The sequence below is a fragment of the Desulfatiglans parachlorophenolica genome, from assembly GCF_055394735.1.
This window is the reverse complement of sequence record NZ_AP042460.1, coordinates 4657968-4674163: the sequence shown is the minus strand read 5'-3', so window position 1 is coordinate 4674163 and position 16196 is coordinate 4657968. Positions and strand designations below refer to the sequence as shown.

Annotated in this window: 12 protein-coding genes and 1 tRNA gene; 3 read left to right on the top strand and 10 right to left on the bottom strand. The window is 54.0% G+C overall.

Annotated elements, in window-relative coordinates; translation table 11 throughout:
• Position 1: 1 nt before the first annotated feature.
• Both ACZ500_RS21700 and kdsA read right to left on the bottom strand, forming a co-directional pair.
• A complete protein-coding gene (locus ACZ500_RS21700; protein ID WP_464229510.1) occupies positions 2–529 on the bottom strand; it encodes a KdsC family phosphatase in 528 nt (175 codons plus the stop codon).
• Between the two features lie 134 nt (positions 530–663).
• Positions 664–1458 (bottom strand): 3-deoxy-8-phosphooctulonate synthase, encoded by a 795-nt coding sequence (gene kdsA, locus ACZ500_RS21695; protein WP_464229509.1) that lies wholly within the window; start codon positions 1456–1458, stop codon positions 664–666.
• A 208-nt stretch (positions 1459–1666) separates the two neighbouring features.
• Between kdsA and ACZ500_RS21690 the strand changes: the two genes are divergently transcribed.
• The 3 genes from ACZ500_RS21690 (at position 1667) to ACZ500_RS21680 (ending at position 4144) form a co-directional block, all read left to right on the top strand.
• Positions 1667–1743: transfer RNA gene (locus ACZ500_RS21690), tRNA-Arg, on the top strand.
• Between the two features lie 413 nt (positions 1744–2156).
• A complete protein-coding gene (locus tag ACZ500_RS21685) occupies positions 2157–3224 on the top strand; it encodes an FkbM family methyltransferase (RefSeq protein WP_464229508.1) in 1068 nt (355 codons plus the stop codon).
• A gap of 43 nt (positions 3225–3267) precedes the next feature.
• A protein-coding gene (locus ACZ500_RS21680; protein ID WP_464229507.1) for an IS5 family transposase occupies positions 3268–4144 on the top strand; the annotation gives its coding sequence in 2 pieces (ribosomal slippage) (positions 3268–3711 and positions 3713–4144; 876 coding nt in all).
• A 144-nt stretch (positions 4145–4288) separates the two neighbouring features.
• Here ACZ500_RS21680 and ACZ500_RS21675 read toward each other — a convergent pair.
• The 8 genes from ACZ500_RS21675 to dinD all read right to left on the bottom strand — a co-directional run bounded on the left by ACZ500_RS21675 (position 4289) and on the right by dinD (position 16190).
• The gene (locus ACZ500_RS21675) at positions 4289–4534 is read right to left on the bottom strand and encodes a hypothetical protein (protein ID WP_464229506.1); all 246 of its coding nucleotides are present in this window, start codon (positions 4532–4534) and stop codon (positions 4289–4291) included.
• A 345-nt stretch (positions 4535–4879) separates the two neighbouring features.
• On the bottom strand, positions 4880–5131 hold the full coding sequence (locus tag ACZ500_RS21670; protein ID WP_464229505.1) for a hypothetical protein: 252 nt from the start codon (positions 5129–5131) through the stop codon (positions 4880–4882).
• A 6-nt stretch (positions 5132–5137) separates the two neighbouring features.
• Positions 5138–6208, bottom strand: a complete 1071-nt coding sequence (locus tag ACZ500_RS21665) for a hypothetical protein (protein ID WP_464229504.1) — start codon at positions 6206–6208, stop codon at positions 5138–5140.
• Between the two features lie 13 nt (positions 6209–6221).
• Positions 6222–8270, bottom strand: coding sequence for a BREX system Lon protease-like protein BrxL (gene brxL / locus ACZ500_RS21660; RefSeq protein ID WP_464229503.1), 2049 nt, complete (start codon positions 8268–8270; stop codon positions 6222–6224).
• A 4-nt stretch (positions 8271–8274) separates the two neighbouring features.
• Positions 8275–10599, bottom strand: a complete 2325-nt coding sequence (gene pglZ, locus ACZ500_RS21655) for a BREX-1 system phosphatase PglZ type B (RefSeq protein WP_464229502.1) — start codon at positions 10597–10599, stop codon at positions 8275–8277.
• A 228-nt stretch (positions 10600–10827) separates the two neighbouring features.
• Positions 10828–11880, bottom strand: a complete 1053-nt coding sequence (locus ACZ500_RS21650; protein WP_464229501.1) for a Fic family protein — start codon at positions 11878–11880, stop codon at positions 10828–10830.
• A gap of 83 nt (positions 11881–11963) precedes the next feature.
• Positions 11964–15011 carry an Eco57I restriction-modification methylase domain-containing protein gene (locus tag ACZ500_RS21645; RefSeq protein WP_464229500.1) on the bottom strand — a complete coding sequence of 1016 codons (3048 nt, stop codon included), beginning with the start codon at positions 15009–15011 and terminating at the stop codon, positions 11964–11966.
• Positions 15012–15350: 339 nt separating this feature from the next.
• Positions 15351–16190 (bottom strand): DNA damage-inducible protein D, encoded by an 840-nt coding sequence (gene dinD / locus ACZ500_RS21640; RefSeq protein ID WP_464229499.1) that lies wholly within the window; start codon positions 16188–16190, stop codon positions 15351–15353.
• Between the last annotated feature and the right edge of the window lie 6 nt (positions 16191–16196).

Sequence of the window (16196 nt, the reverse complement as noted above, 5' to 3'; positions counted from 1 at the left end):
ACTATTTTCCGGCATAAGCCGCAACGACACCAGCCCATTTCCCCTGGCATTTGAGCAGCCATTCACTCGCCTCCCGCACAGCACCCTGTCCCCCGTTGCGCCGGGTGATAAAATCGGCGACTTCACGGATCTCTTCAGCGGCATCGTTTACGGTCATGCGCAATCCGGTCTCCATCATCATCCCGAGATCGGGCAGATCGTCTCCCATAGAGGCGACGTTTTCCGTTCGCAGCCCCCGTTCGGCGATCAACCTCCGGCAGAGGGCCCGCTTGTCGTCGACGCCCTGGTAGACGGCTTCGATTCCCAACTCCCGTGCCCGGTAAGCCAAGGCGTTCGAGGATCTCCCCGTGATGATGACGACTTCGATGCCGGAGGCGACAAGCATCTTCACCCCCTGGCCGTCCTTGGAGTGGAAGGATTTGATTTCGGCGCCGCGGTCGTCCAGCGTCACCCGCCCATCGGTCAGGACACCATCCACATCCAGAAACAGGGCCTTGATCTGCTTCGCCTTCTCCTCCATATGCTCCATCCGGGTTCCTCCATCGGCGGGATCACGTCAATTTATCCATGCTGCAAGGCATCGAACCACCTCCAGGCGGGGGCGGCCTAAAGCGGCCCCTGCAAGGTGTTTCCTGCAACCCTATCGGCAGGTTCTTCCCGGGTTCATGATCTGACGAGGGCGTGGATGTCTTTCAGCAGCCGTAAAAGAGGGCGCACGTCCTGAATGGGCAGGGAGTTGGCCCCGTCGCAAAGAGCCCGGTCCGGGTCGGGGTGGACTTCCATGAACACGCCGTCAGCTCCTGCGGCGACCGCTGCCCGCGCCAGATGCCCGACAAACTCCCGCTGCCCTCCCGAGCACGTGCCCTCCCCCCCCGGGAGTTGGACACTGTGGGTGGCATCGAAAACGACCGGGAAGCCAAACCCGCGCATGACGGCAATGGCGCGCATGTCCACCACGAGATTATTGTAACCGAAAGATGCCCCGCGTTCGGTCAGGAGAATCTGCTCGTTGCCCGCCGCGACGATCTTTTCCGAGGCAGGCCTCATCTCCCACGGCGAGAGAAATTGGCCCTTCTTGAGATTGACTGGAAGGCCCGTCCTGGCGGCGGCGACGACCAGGTCTGTTTGGCGGCATAAAAACGCCGGGACCTGGATGATATCGAGGACCTCGGCGGCGACGGCCATGTCCTCCGCCCGATGAACGTCGGAAAGGACCGGAAGGCCGGTCGATTCCTTCACCTTCCGGAGGATCTCGAGCCCCTTCTCGAGGCCGGGCCCCCGGTATGAACCGATGGAGGTCCGGTTGGCCTTGTCATAAGAACTCTTGTAAACTACAGGGATATCCAGATCATCCCCTATCTCGCGCAAACGATCCGCCACTTGCAGCGCGAGTGTTTCATCCTCTATCACGCAAGGACCGGCAATCAGGAAAAAAGGGCCTTCCATGCCCAGCAGCATTGAACCGATTTTGATCGATCTGACGACACATTCCCCCAAATCTGTTCCAACCCCCTCTTCTGACAACAAAAGAGCACCAAATCCCGCAACGGCCCTTAATCCATGATTAGCCCAACCCTATCGGGAAGTCAAGGAACCTCCATCGGGGCCACCGCCAAACAGATGCTTGACCCGCCATGAAATAGCTGCTATCTTCATAGTTTGATAAGGGCGGTTAGCTCAGGTGGATAGAGCGTTGGTCTCCGGAACCAAAGGTCGCGCGTTCGAGTCGCGCATCGCCCACCATAAGAAAATCAAGGGGTTGTGTTAATTCGCAGCCCCTTCTTTTTTGGGCTGGAAAGCCGTACCCAGCATCATACCCAGCGCCGAAAAAAGATTCATCCCCTCCTGTCGACCTAAAAAACCCGACCACCTGGTGGTGGCGGCCAAGTGATCGGGGGTATTCGAGCGGCCCAGCGCGGGCAGGTTACCGCTCAAAGCTTATGAAAACATGGTCATGGCAGTGCCGGTGGATGTCAAGCCATACACCACAAGCCCCCGTCAATAGGAGATCGTCGATCCTGGGCCATCCTCGTGAGCCCTAGCCACCTTCATCCACCCCGGAATACGGCGTATCACCGTAATGGATAAGCGGACATGGCTGGCTTGGTAGCCGGGATGCCCTCCTCGATGTTCAGCCTTGAAACGCGCCTCCTTATGTGCTATCAGCAGATCAAGAAGGATTCGCCCTGATTGCCTTTTTTAACATTGGGGGGGCTGCAATGAGCCGGAAGTCAAAAAATATGATCATTGGTTATATCGTCATAGCGATCATCGCATTAGGGATAATCGCTTGGATTATAAAATCAATTGGTGTTAATAATTTTATTCTATTTGCATTATGTACTCTCTTTATTATATTCGCTTTTTTGATTATATTCTTCGAAAAAATAATAAAAGCAGTGAAACTTCTTATCACTAATCCAAAGCATTTCTGGCAGCACATTAAATCGCGCGTGTTGACAGCCAAGTCTGGAATTATACAAATAAATGGAATCAATTTTAATGTTGACATTGACTTAGATCCTGCTATGCATAGCATGTATTTTTCTATCTATGAACCGCAAGTAACAGATATATTGAAACATTCACTTGGGCATGGCGATACATTCATAGATGTAGGGGCCAATGTTGGCTATATTTCTGCGTTTGCTTTGGGTTTGGTGGGCAAGACTGGTTCGATTCACTCGTTTGAACCAGTACCACAATTTTTCAGAAGATTACAAAGAATTAAAAATGACAATCCAAATTATAATAATATCTTTCTGAATAACACAGCTTTAGGTGAACATGATCATATAGCGCAGATTTCCGTTACGAATTTGAATAACATTGGGTGGAACACAATGGTTCCTGGTTTCATGAGTCAAAATTCAGTTAAAGAAAATTTATGGATAACAGTTACTACCTTAGACCATTATGTTTTTGAACATAATATGGAAAGAATAAATTTAGTTAAAATTGACACTGAAGGCTATGAGTTTCAAGTAATTAAAGGTTTCCAGCACTATTTGCGTTCTGTCGCCGAGTTGCCGATCTTAGTAGTTGAGATTGCCCCTGCTGCGTATCCTCTACTTAACAGCTCACTCACCGAATTTTCTGAATTTATGCAAGAGCTGGGATACGTCGCTAAAAGAGAAGACCTTGGGAATTTCGTGAAATTAGAAGAAATTGAAAAGACTACGAATGTAGTATTTTTGCCGGCTCTACAATTCAAGAATACTTAGTGCTTCTCCGTAAATAAAATGTGCTTTTCTCACGATTTTTGCTATGCTGGCAGCCATCTTGAACCTTTGCGATGGAGGCCCTATCACAAAAATTCAATCGTGGGAAGTATCGGATGCCTTTTGGGAAAGGGTTAAACCCCTTGTGCCGGCGCCAGAGCGGGATCCACAAAAATCTTACAAGCGCAAAATCGGCGGGGGAAGAAAGCCGATGCCCCCCAGGCAGATTTTTGAAGCCATCATGTACGTGCTCAGAACCGGCTGTCAGTGGAAAGCGCTTCCCAAGGAACGTTTCGGAAGTCCCAGCGCAATCCACACCCATTTCATGCATTGGATGCGCGCAGGCTTTTTTGTCGCCTTGTGGAGAACCGGGCTTGCCGAATACGATGAAATGGAGGGCATCGCCTGGAGCTGGCAAAGCATCGACGGGGCGATGGTCAAGGCTCCCCTGGCGCTGGAAGCGGTTGGTCGGAATCCGACCGACAGGGGAAAAAAATGGAACCAAGCACCATCTGCTGGTGGACGGCCGTGGTGTCCCGCTGTCGCTCGTCGTGACCGGAGCAAACCGGCATGATGTGACCCAATTGGAACTGGTGCTGGAAAAAATTGTCATCGACCGTCCCACCGATATCCAGCAGAATCTGTGTGCGGATAAAGCTTATGATGGCAAACCGGCATTGGAGACCATCGTTGCCCACGGTTATATTCCCCACGTGAAAACACGGGGGGAGGAGCGCCAGGAAAAAAAGCGCAATCCCGCATGGAAAGCCAGAAGATGGGTGGTTGAAGTGAGTCATTCATGGTTCAATCACTTCCGTAAAATCCTGGTTCGCTATGAGAAGCTCAGCGATACCTATATGGCTTTGCTGCATATGGCTGCTGCTATCATCGCCTACCGAAAAGTGGGCGTTATTTACGGATAATATCTTAGTCTTTCCCTCCGGTTCGTAAACTCCTGCTCTTCATCTGGGCAACCCCCGTTTCACGGAGCCTGGCGGCAAAACTTCATCCCTGCCGCCCGGTTTTCCGTGGGACTGCCTGCTCTCACGCCCAGCAAAATGATCTGCTTACCGTTCCTGTGAAAAAATTTCTGCGGTCGAAGACCTGCACCGTCCCGGCCACGCCATCAAAATGGGACGTTTCCATAGCTCGTGTCCATCCGGAAATGATTTCCCGGTACAACCCAGTTTCCAATCCGGAAATGAGGATTTTTTGCCAATATCAAGGAAATCAAGCGTTTGCGCGGAGGCGACCTGTAGGTCGCCGCACAAGCAAACGTGCAGATTGACGCCGAGATTGGCAAAAAAGACCATTTCCGGATGGAAACCAGCTCGTGTCCATCGGAAATGATTTTCCTATAGAACCCAGTTTCCAATCCGGAAATGAGGATTTTTGGCCAATATCAAGGAAATCAAGCGTTTGCCCGGAGGCGACCTATAGGTCGCCGCACAAGCAAACGTGCAGATTGACGCCGAGATTGGCCAAAAAGACCATTTCCGGATGGAAACTAGCTCATTACTGCCGATGCAGCCGATCCTACACCCATGCGCAATCCTGCGCCAGGTGGGTAGCTCTGACGCTTACGAAAAAACCGCTGCGCATAGTACTGCCGGGCCATCAATACACCTCGTCAAAGTTGAATGACACTTTGCCGGCAACTAATCAAAAAATTCAAACAGGCGTATCTGCTTGGTTTTTTCATACCCTTCCTGGTAGTCGCGGACTTCTATGTCAAACCTCTCAACAATTTCGTCTTTTGCCAGCAATTCGTCGGAGATATCGTAGTAATCAAATTCAACATGGATCAGGTCGATCATTTCCTGGGCCTTCGGGAAATTCAGCCGATGATCGACATAGGTCTCAACAGCCTGTTTGACGGCTTCCTTTTCCGGGATTTTCCCGTCCTGCATTTGGCGCTACAGTGTCTGGTCATTCGCAAAGAGTTGGCCCCAGCATCCCTTTTCTTCCATGGCCTGAGGATATAGGTCGTCAATGAGGGCTGTCCGGCTTTCCTTCAGCAGATCCACAAGGCTCTTCCGGATCGGTGTCCTGCCTTGCCTCTCATCACCTTTTCCCTCATGTATCAAACCATCCACGAGTTCATACACCAGGAAAGCGATACAGTTTTCAAGTGATCGAATGTTTTTCAGTTCAATCAGGGTTCCATAGCGTTTCGCATCAAAAGTATGTTTGGCGGTGACACCACTGGCTTGCATGAGAAAATCATTAATCACCACCAGGTTCTCCACATCTTCGCGGGTCAGAACATTCCAGCTGCTTTTCAGCCGTATATTGGTCTTCGGAAGCATGTTGTTGAAAGGCCGCAGGGAGATGGACTTGTTCTTGATCCGGACACCGTGCAGGGTCATTTTCAGCAGTTTATATTTATGCCGGTAAAATGTGGTCTTCCGCAGTTCGGCCGGATCAACCGGCGGATTTTTCTTGAGCACGGAGATGGTTGTCTCAATTTCCTGTTTAATCTCTTCCGGGGCTTTCTGAATGACAGGGCAGGTCTCAATGGCAATATTCATCCCTTCGATGTTGATCTCAATCGGTTCCCCCTCAATCTGCCGCAACAGACTGCCTGCTACGTCCTTCCCGCCAATAAAGCCATTGGGGAAATCAATCTGCTCTGGAACCTCTTCCCAGGACAATGCCACCGGTGAATAAACCATGACCTTTTCGTCTACGATAAGGATAGCCATCCTGATATAGTTGGCGCTCTGGACATTCAGCAGTTCAAGATTTTCATTGATCCGTTCAAGGGCTGCCTGTTCCCCGAAGCCGTAGCGGACTGAATTTTCATTGGTGTCCACATAAAGGTCGCATCGCACACCCTTTTTTGCCAGATCCAGCAGTGTTTCAATCTCGGCAATAAAATAGCCGGCCTTGGCAATGACAACCCGTTTCCTGGCCTCATTGAGGAAAGAAAGGACACTTTCTTTGGAGGCCTTAACGAACTGGACAGTGGCGGCATTAAATTGCATTTTTATGCCCCTATTATTCAACAATAGCCTTGATCAAGACGTCCTGATTATCAGAATAATACTGGATGTTGACTTTGGTGGCCATATCATCCGAGAGTTCGAAGAGCTGTTTACGTGCCGACACCGGCATGAGAACAGTCTCCGCACCCTTTTCAACAGCCAGTTCAATCGTGGCCACGGCATGATGGAGGCTGTCTATTGATCCACCGAGGTTAATCGCCCCGACAAGGACCAAGCCGCCCCGCAGGCTCCTTTCAAGCAGAGCACTGCAAAGCGCAACAAGAACCGGCAGGCTTATTCCTACACCACTTTTATCGTTGTCCATGGCCCGCAACTGGATGGAAAATTCATGCCCCCTCGGATCGCGGTCGCCCACAAGTGCTTTTGACCGGGCATAGAGGTTTAGTTCCGCATAGCGGACACTTTCGCGGAAAGAGGGGGGTACTGGATAGTTCAGGATTTTGACTCCACTCCCCGGGCCAACCGTCACCTCGATGCGATACAGACTGGCGCCGGCCTCGGCACTTCCCGGGCCAATAGCCCACACCTGTCCGGGAGGCAACGGATCGGTATCGATCTGGTCCTCACTGTGCAGTTCCGGTGTGGCGACAAACTGCTCCACCCCGTCTTCACCGATGGAATAACTGAAGTGGGTATACCTGAACTCGGTCTTCAGACATTTTTTCTGTTGCTCCTTGACCCGCCGCCGGCATTCAAGGGCCAGCCTGACGATGCTTTCCAGTTCCTCATCGGGCACAGGCATCTCCGGGTCGGGATAGAGAATTTTGATCAGACCGCTGACCGTCTTGCTCACAGCGGTTATATCTCGGCCCGACAAGGCGCCGCCAAAGTTCACCCGTCCCTGGAGGGCGGCAACCCGGCTGCCGTTGCGCAGCTGGTTCCAGCATTCGGAGAGGAAATCGCTGACCAGGCCAAAATGATCGCTGAAATGTTCATTGGGGTTCAGCTTGGGGAAGTCCCAGCCAGGCAGGAAGGCATGGAGCCTGTCCATGAAGGCGGTGTCGTTGCGCATCTCCTTCGGCAGGGGTGAGAGCAGGTGGCCAATACGCTGCTGCTGTTCAATGTCCACATCAAAATTGCCCACCATGACAATCCCGCCCGATGCACGGATGGACTCCTTGCCTCGGCTGAACTCACCGGACTCCATATAGCCTTTCAGGATGTTCACTCCATCTTTCTGATCAAAGGAAACACCGGAGATTTCATCAAAGCAGACCACATCATACTGACAGACCAGACCACGCTGACCGGTGCCCATGTGAACAAACATCTTGGCCACTGTTGCCTTGCCTCCGGAAATCAGGTGGGCATAGGGGGAAATCTGCTGGAAAAGGTGACTCTTCCCTGTCCCCCTGGGGCCAAGCTCAACCATGTTGTAGTTACGTTCTACAAAAGGAACCATCCGCAACAGGGCCACGGCCTGGCCTCTGTCCGAAAGGGCTGCCGGTTCAAGCCCGATACTCCGCAGCAGGAGATTTTTCCACTCTTCAAGGGTGAACTGGCTACGAGCCTTGATGAACACCTGCAGGGCATCGGCCTTGGAAAGCTGGATGGCCCGCAGATTGTCGATGGCAAAAGGCCGGCCACCCTTTTCCTGGGCAATGGCGCTGTCATAGCTCAGAGTGATTTCGGCATAGAATCCGTCCGTGAGCATCCGCTCGTGATTTTTTATCAGATGGTCGTCAACCCGCACGTCTTTCAGGGCCAGGCTTGGCAGTTCAGCCACAAAGCAGTCGTTTTTGGCATCGAGACGCGCCTTGACAATATCAATGAGTTTCACCGAACCTTCGTCTCTGGCTTTGGCCTTGAAAAGCTCTTCCGTTCCAGTGCGCACCGTTCTCTCTGAGAGCTGTCGTTCGACAATGGCAAGGCCTTCATTGATTTCAGCATCATCGATGCTTGCGCAATAGCGCCCCAGCATAAACTCCACCACATAGGTTGGCACCGGATACTGTCTGCTGTATTTGCGCACCAGATCCTTGCGCACCAGATACCCCTCAAAGGCCTCGGCCATCAATCGATCCAATTTGTCGAGTTCCATATGCCTATTCTCCGCCAATGATGGTGGCCTGCTTGGCGATTACGGTGTCGGCGGCATCCACGAGAACAACAACGGCCGGCGACCCCTCAAGGCTGTCGTCAATGACAAACAGGCTGGCATCACCTTCTTTGCCAAGGTTTTTCCCTTGCACTTTTGCTGGATCGGGTTCGTTGACTTTCAGACGAATATCCACGGTCAGGGTCGGATCACCATTCTCGACCTTGACCCGACAACGCAGCCCGGTCCATTTGACTTCAGTAAAAGCCGCCAGCCTGGCACCCGCCATGTCTCCGCCGTGAATAACGATAAATGGCACCAGGCATCCCTGCAGGCTCACCCCGCCGTGGGCATACTCGTTTCCTTTGCCGAAGCAGGCCGCTCCCGGCCCCACCGCCACATAATGGTGGGGATTCCAATGCCAGGGCACCACAGGACAATCCACTTTTGCCCCCTCCTTGATGGCGGCGCATCGTGCCCATCGGCTTTCGGTCAAATATTTGGGCAGGGCAACAGTCGGCAAGCCCCCGGGAACCAGAAGCCAGCCATGATCCGTGATGACATGGATCATCTTCCAGCCTGCCGCAACAAGGCCCTGCAGTCGTTCAAGAAGCAGATCGAGCTGCTCATTCACCCTGGAAGCGAGCTTACCCTGAAGAGAGTGGCCCAATCTGTCCAGTTCGCCTTGTTCGGTCCAGGCCATGCCGGTCGGGTCTCCGGTTTCTTCCACAGTCAGATACGGGATTTTGCTCTCCGCAAGCAGTTTGCGGAATCGGTCAACGGACAGACGTTTTCCTGTCTTGGTGATTGTAGGCAGAAAGGTGTCATCTACTGTATTCCCGCTCAATTTCCCCGCTACCGGGGAAACAGCGGGTTTGGCGGTCGCTGTGACCGTCGGGACCGCTGCCCAGCGGCTTGACATCTGAGCTGTCCATCCTTGAGAGTGTATTTTTTCGAGCAGCCGGCAGGCGGTATCCCAGCGCAGACCATCGGCAAAAACAACGACGCAGCCTTTGGCCGGCAAGAGTTTCTCTATTGCCTGGTGATCTGGCAACGGTTCCTTTTCAATGAGTTGCTGAAGGTGCAGAGCGCTTTTTTCCAGCCACGGCAGATAGCAACTCCTGAGCCCTACCTGCACCGCCTGGCTGTCGGCGCCGGTTACCGCCTCTGCCATGGCAGAGAGGACAGCGTCATCGATGTGCCAGCCTTCGGATATGTAGAGGTCGGCCATTGCCGCGAGTGATGTGCCGCCAAGACTCTGTTCCGTCTGCCGGGCAACAGTGGACAGGTGTGTCAGTGCCCTGGCCAGCGGGGCCTTGCCAAGCCTGGCCCATATCCATTCACGCCTCTCCCCGTGCGTTTTTTCCAGCTCCAGAATCGTTTCCCGGGCCCGATCGGCCGGCAGGCCGTCAAGCTGCAGCAGGGCTGCCCGCAACTGCTCTTCACCGCTTTCATTGTCCTGCGGCCAGGTGGACTTGTCGTCCCACATTCCCAGATCAATCGGCCGTGATTTGCGCAGCACATCGGTGACACCGTTATAGAGGGCCGGCGCCTCGGCAAGCCGGTTCCAGACGGGCTCCCATCCTTCATATTTTCGCCCGAGCCGTTCCCCAGCCACCAGTTCGCCATCCTTTTCCGGGTCAAACTTGTATTCCTTTTTGCACCGGGAGCGAAAGGTCTTCCACTTTGCCGCTGGCCACTGTTCGCGCACTTCTGCCGGCTTATTGAGCCAGGTGAGGAGATCCTTGACCGGATCTTCGATGATGAGCTTCTCGAAATCCTCGGCCTCCAGGTGCCGGCCCTGCATCTGCGCGACAGGTTTGGCAATGAGTTCGGGCAGTGCCGTGACCAAGGCGGCCCGGCTGCTGGCATCCTTGGCAAGGTCAAGCCCCAGCCCGCCGTCTCTGGAGACCAGAAATGCCTCCACGCTCCAGTCCTTCCCGTTCTTCTGGGTCCAGCACACTCCCCGGTATTGCATCGCCACCAATGGCTTCAACTCTTCCGGGCATTCATGCACGGCCCGCAGGGTCTGCCGGCTCACCCCCGGCATATAGATCACCGGGGCCGCCTCTGCCGGGAGTTCCACCTCCGGCAGGGTGCGGTCAATGACGCAGCGCAGCCAGATGGCCGGCCCGGTCTTCCTCTCAGGCTGGTACTCCCCGAGGATGAAAAGCTCCGGCATCAACGCCTGCAATAGAGGGATTACCGGCTGCCACTGCCGGTCGGCATCATTCCAGAGGATGGCCGCCGGCCTGACCACATCGTCCTGGTTGTAGCGGGCCGCTGCCAGCAGTGAATCCCGGAGTGCTTCTATGATGGTTTTGTTGCTCATTTTTTCATGGCCCATATAGGTACACAACTTACCTTCAGTACCTATTTATTGTGTACATTGCCTATTTCCCGCCTGGTCTGCATCTAAAAAAGCAAACCACTCCAAAATAATTTATTCAGTGTTTTCATATTTTTAGCAGTGCCATTCATCTCATTCTTCAGCTAAAGTCGTCTAAAATGATCTAGCATTAATATGCAATGAAATCTTTTTCATTACCCATTAAATCGGTCATGGCCCATTTTGGTGCCACTGGGCATTCGGCCCCCTGCCTGTGCAGGTCAGCTTCCCTGCATCTCTTTCCTGCCTCAATATCCTCCGGATCATGTCAATACTGACCGTGGGGCAGAGTTCCTGAATGTCCCTGATGGAAAAATCCCCCGGCATGTGGCTGATGACATCAAGAACCATTGCGGTCTTGGTACCCCTTGCGCCCTCCACCAGGCCGGCTCGACGTTCAAACTCCTGAAATGCGCCCAGGATGACCACGCCGAGAAAGTATTCCAGCCAGGGCATCAAGGAATGTTTTCCCTCATGCCAGCCTTCGGATGATCGATACAGAGTGTCGTAATAACTTTCCTTGGTCTGTTCAACGATCTGTTCAAGGCTGATGAACCGGCCAACCTCATAACCGAAATGATAGAGCAGCAAAAGAGTGATGAGCCTGGCCATGCGTCCGTTGCCATCCCGGAAGGGGTGAATGCACAGAAAGTCGAGTACATAGGCCCCGATCAGAAACAGCGGATCGATTTCACCCACCTGAACCGATTGATCAAAGCCGGTATGCAATCGCTCCATGCAGTCGGCCGTCTTGTAGGCGGGCACGGGTACAAAGCGGACAACCTTGCTGCCATCCGGACCGGTTTCCGTGATCTCATTATCCACGGGCTTCCAGTGCCCACCTTCTCCTGGTAGAAACTGATAGAGATCTCTGTGGAGCTGAAGAACCAGGTTCCGTGAAAAACGCATCGCGCCGGCATTGGCATGGATCGTATTCAAGACATCCCGGTACCCGGCAATCTCCTGCTCGGAACGATTCTGCGGGGCTGTTTTACGGGCAACAAGGTCCTTGATTCTGGCAAGCGGCGCGGTCACCCCCTCGATTCGGTTTGAGCACTCGGTGCTCTGGATTACCGCAACCTGCCGAAGGGTTTCCAGCACCTGCGGCGATTGGCTCTTGAACAGCTCCTGTTTTCCACGAAACTCACCGATCTGCCGAATAATTCTCAGCATGCCGTGCGTAATGGGAGTTTGTTCAATCACCTTGTATTCAAACGAGTTCATCGTTCACCTCCCGCCTCCAGTGACCGGCCACATATAGGTAATGTTTTGCGTTTCATTACCTATTAATCGGGTATAGTACCTATTTATTTCTCACCTTCTTTCCTTTCGCGTGCTCCTCGTTTCTCGGCGATGGTCAGATGGTGGTCGTTGATGCGGTCGCCCTTGTTGCCGCCGGGGATATCGTCGGCCATGAAGGGGCGGATGTTCAAGCGGACGCCGTCGTTGATGTCCGGTTCCCAGCCGACGGGTTGCTGATGAAGCGATTTCCAGCGGACAAAGATGTCATAGGGCGGTTCCCCTTCGAGGATGGCCTTGAGACGTTTTTCCAGTTCCAGGGCGGCGGCCAGGCGGTCTTCGGCCCCGCCCGTGCCCTGTTTCACCCCGTCCTTCTGGAGGATGATCCAGTCACCGAGGTAGCCGTAGGTGAGTTTTTCCAGAAGCTGGCGACCCTTGCCGTTTCCTTCGGCCAGCTTGTGGTAGTTGACCAGGGCGTGGAAACCGTCGCGTTTGCGGCCGTCCCAGATGTGCCAGATGAAGGGGCGGTGCTGAAAGAGCTTGCAATGTGCCTCGAAGAAGGTGTTGCGGAGCCAGTCGTCGAGATTGGATTTTTGATTTTCGATTTTTGATTTTTGATTGGCGGGAAGTGTGCTGGCCAGGAGTTCCTGTTCCTTGGCCGGCGACCAATCCGGGCCATAGGCGGCTGCCAGGATTTCCCGCAACCGTTCGTGGGCAGCGTCTTCACCTCGCAAGGAGGGGATAGGAACGATGCCGTCCTCGTCGGCCAGTTTCAGCAGGGTGTCGCACTTCTGCACCCAATCCCGTTGTTCTGCGGCCAGCTCCATGTCGGGGTCCAGTTCCGCCGGCCAGCGGTAGCCGAGAAGCCGGGCCACGGCGATCTGGAGGACCGTCTCGTCGGTGCGATAGGGGCCCTGTTCCAATCGTTTGCTCTCCTCGCTCCACACAACTGAACCGCAGGGGTGGCCGTGGAAGATCCACTGGGTGGGGTCGTTGGAATAGGGTTGCGGAAGGCCGTTGGGGTATTTTTCGGCCGCAATCCTGACCCAGTAATCCAAGTCAAATGGGACTTTTAATAGATTGCCTTCTGTTACGCTAAGCGCCTGGTCAAGTGATCGAACTGACTCAAAAAATTCTGAAGACGAACAGTACGACCAGATTGCTGAAATATTTTTTTTGTCTTTTGAGATAATGGGAGAGTTGCTTTGGTCGAAATAAGCCCCACTAAATAATGAACATGGAAGGTCTTGCATTAACCGAACTGCAATCCCCTGTTTGCCCCAAGCTGCTTGTCCTTGGATTCTTGCTTGTGAACTCTGAGAGAGATATCCTTTTCCTGACTCCCAAAAAACAATTGAATGCCTTCCGTCATAATGCTTCGTTACATTTGTCGATAATTGCATGAATTCCCATCTAGGTTTATGAGCATCAATTTCCCAAAACTTCTGAATGAATCTCGGCAAATCTCCAGTGGCGATACCTTGTGAACAGAAAGTGAACTCAGAGAGCCGGGTTGATATCGTTGAGCCTTCCGTGACGATAATTGCATCCGGATTATCCAGTTGCTTCCCCTGCTCCACCTCCTTGATTTCTCCGGTAAGCAGCAGCTCCGCCTTTTCCTGGGCAGTACGAGGTTTGGATGCATCAACACCTCTGATCAGCCCCCCAAATCGAAAATCATCAATCTTCGATCGAAAATTTCCACGGCCCATCACAAGTAGTATCGCCTTGACCACCTCACCGCTGATGGTCTCAAACGCCCCTGGCCCCAATCGCGCAATCATTCGCCAGGTATGCCGGCGCAGCAGTTTTTCCCGGAATTTTTTGTAGGTGGTCAGAAAGAGCCAGTTCTGGGGCAGGGCGATGCCGGTGGTTCCTCCTTCCCTGCACAGGCCAAGGCAACGTTCCAGAAAGACGGTGGCAAGGTCGTTCTTGGCCTCTTTGTAGTTGCGCTCGCAGAAGTGTTGTAGCACATCACCCTGTTTACCTCGGGCCAGGTACGGCACATTGGTGATCACCCAGTGATAGCGGCCGGCCAGCATTCGGGCGGCACGGGCCAGGCCCTGGGCAGCCACCCCGGCCTCATGGGCCTCCTCGCCCTGTTCCCGACTCAGTGCCTCATCCAGGGCCTGGGAGAGTTCCTCCCATTCGATCAGTTTGGCGGCGTCGCTGGCGGTTGGATCCAGCAGGCTGCCCAGAACCGGGGCCTGGGAAAAGAAATCGTGCATCCAGGCCAGGGCCAGACCCAGATTCTTTTTATTCAGACCCAGTTGTCGCCATTCCTCTCGTGCTGCGCCTACGGAAAGACCTGAACAGGCCACCGGCAGTTGCGGCAGTCTTCGGTAGCCACCGGCGTCCGGGTATTGCCAGGCCGCCAGGGCCAGGGCAAAGGCGGCAATCTGGGTGCAGCGCTCATCCAGCTCCAGGCCGTGCAGGTTATCGGTCAGCACCATGTCACAGGCCTCTCGCGCGGACAGCCCTTCCTCGGCCATGCGCAGTAGCACCAGATGGTTGAACAGGGCCACCAGGAAGTGGCCGGAGCCGCAGCAGGGATCGAGGGTTTTCAGGTCAGCGGCCTTGTCCGGCCACTGCGCGAAAATCCCGGCCGCCGGTGCCCATTCTCCTTTATCGTCCTTAACAAAACGCAGGTACTCCCAATCGATTCCCGGCAGGGCCATGGCGTTGCGCAGTTCGTCCTCTGACTCACCTTCGAGGCCCCTGCCTTCAGCCCGGAGCCGACCGAAACGCCACGCCCCCAAGGTGTTGTGGATCAGGAAATGGACCATGTAGGGCTCGGTGAAGAGCTGGGTCACGGCCGGCAGCTCGTCGGCCCCGATCTTGACCTCGGCCTGGTTCACCTCCTCTTTTTTCTTGGTCTGCCAGAACTGATACACCCAGCCCAGAGAGTCGGATGCAGTGAATGTCTCGGAAGCAAGTTTCTTGAGAATATCCTCCAGGGGGATCTGATGGTTTCTGGCCAGCCTCACCTGGAGGAGCGAATCATCGGGCCGGAAGATCTGCGGAAGCATTTTCTCGGCATAGCGGCCGGCCAGGGTCCAGGTGTCCAGCCCCTCTTCCCGGGCCAGCTCCTCGCATTCCTCAAGGGAGATGGCCACCCCGGTCTCGGGTTCGATGAGCAGATGGTTCTCCGCCAGATACCGGGCAAAGAGCATCCGGTGCCAATGCTCATAGGCGCACTCCGAAACCAGCCGGTGAATCTCCTGGCTGCCGCTGTTCGGGTCGCGCCGGTCGCCCAGTTGCCGGGCATGGGCACGGAGTTGTTTGCGCAGGCCCCGTTCTTCACCGGTCATGTGGCCATACGGTTCATGATGATGGACTGCCAGGGCTTCCAATGCCGCCCGGCTGCCGGTCTCGGCAATATCCCTGGCCGCGATCACCGCGTCTTTGAGTCGGTTGCGAAGTTCAGATGCAAGAGTAGCCATTCCGCAGACTCCCTATTTCTCGTCCAGCCTTTTCTGCTCCCGCTCCAACTGCCCGATGCCCTTTTCCGGCGAGGGGAGATCTTCAGGCATGGTGCCGCCCAGTTCCTTGATGGTCTGGCGCACCTTGGCCCCGACCTCGTAATGGGTCCGGTTTGCCGTGCTCTTGCATTGGATGTCCTCCCGGCGCAGCTTTTCCTCGGTCTGCGTAGCGCGGAAAAGGTTGGCGGCCAGTTCGGTACTGCCCATGTGATCGAGAATCTTCTGGCTCTTTTTCAGACCTTTATGTTGGTGGATACCCTTGGCATCGAGTCCGCCGTACAACCCTTTGTAGCCATGGTTCTGAAAGATGGCAAAATCCAGAGTTGTCTCCACCCCGGCCTGCTGGGCCGTTTCCACAAGCTGCTTGTTGTGTTCCCGCAGTTCATTGCGGAGAAAAAGCCGTTTTTCATCCTCTTTGAGCCTCTGAAAGACCTCGTCATCGGCCAGCTCCTGCCGCCTGGTCTGGATGGCGAAATACGTCTGGCCATTGGCGATGATGGGTTTTGAGGGGTCGGCATTCTGGACGATCAGGTAACAGGCATAACGAGAAAGAGCAACAGAGGTCATTTCTCGTTTAGCCCCGGAGCCAATTTCAACCATCTCGTGCATGTCCACGAAATGGTCAACAATCTGTTGTTCACTGTTTGCGCAGGCCGTTTTTGCCCGGTCGATGACAGGCAGAAAATTGCGGTATTCTGCATATCCAAGGACTTTGGCCAGATGCCGTGAAGACCAGAATTCCATGCCGAACTTATTGACTTGTTTTAATTTTTCAAATGTACGATGATGTTTTTTTTGAATTTCTATGCTCATTTCATT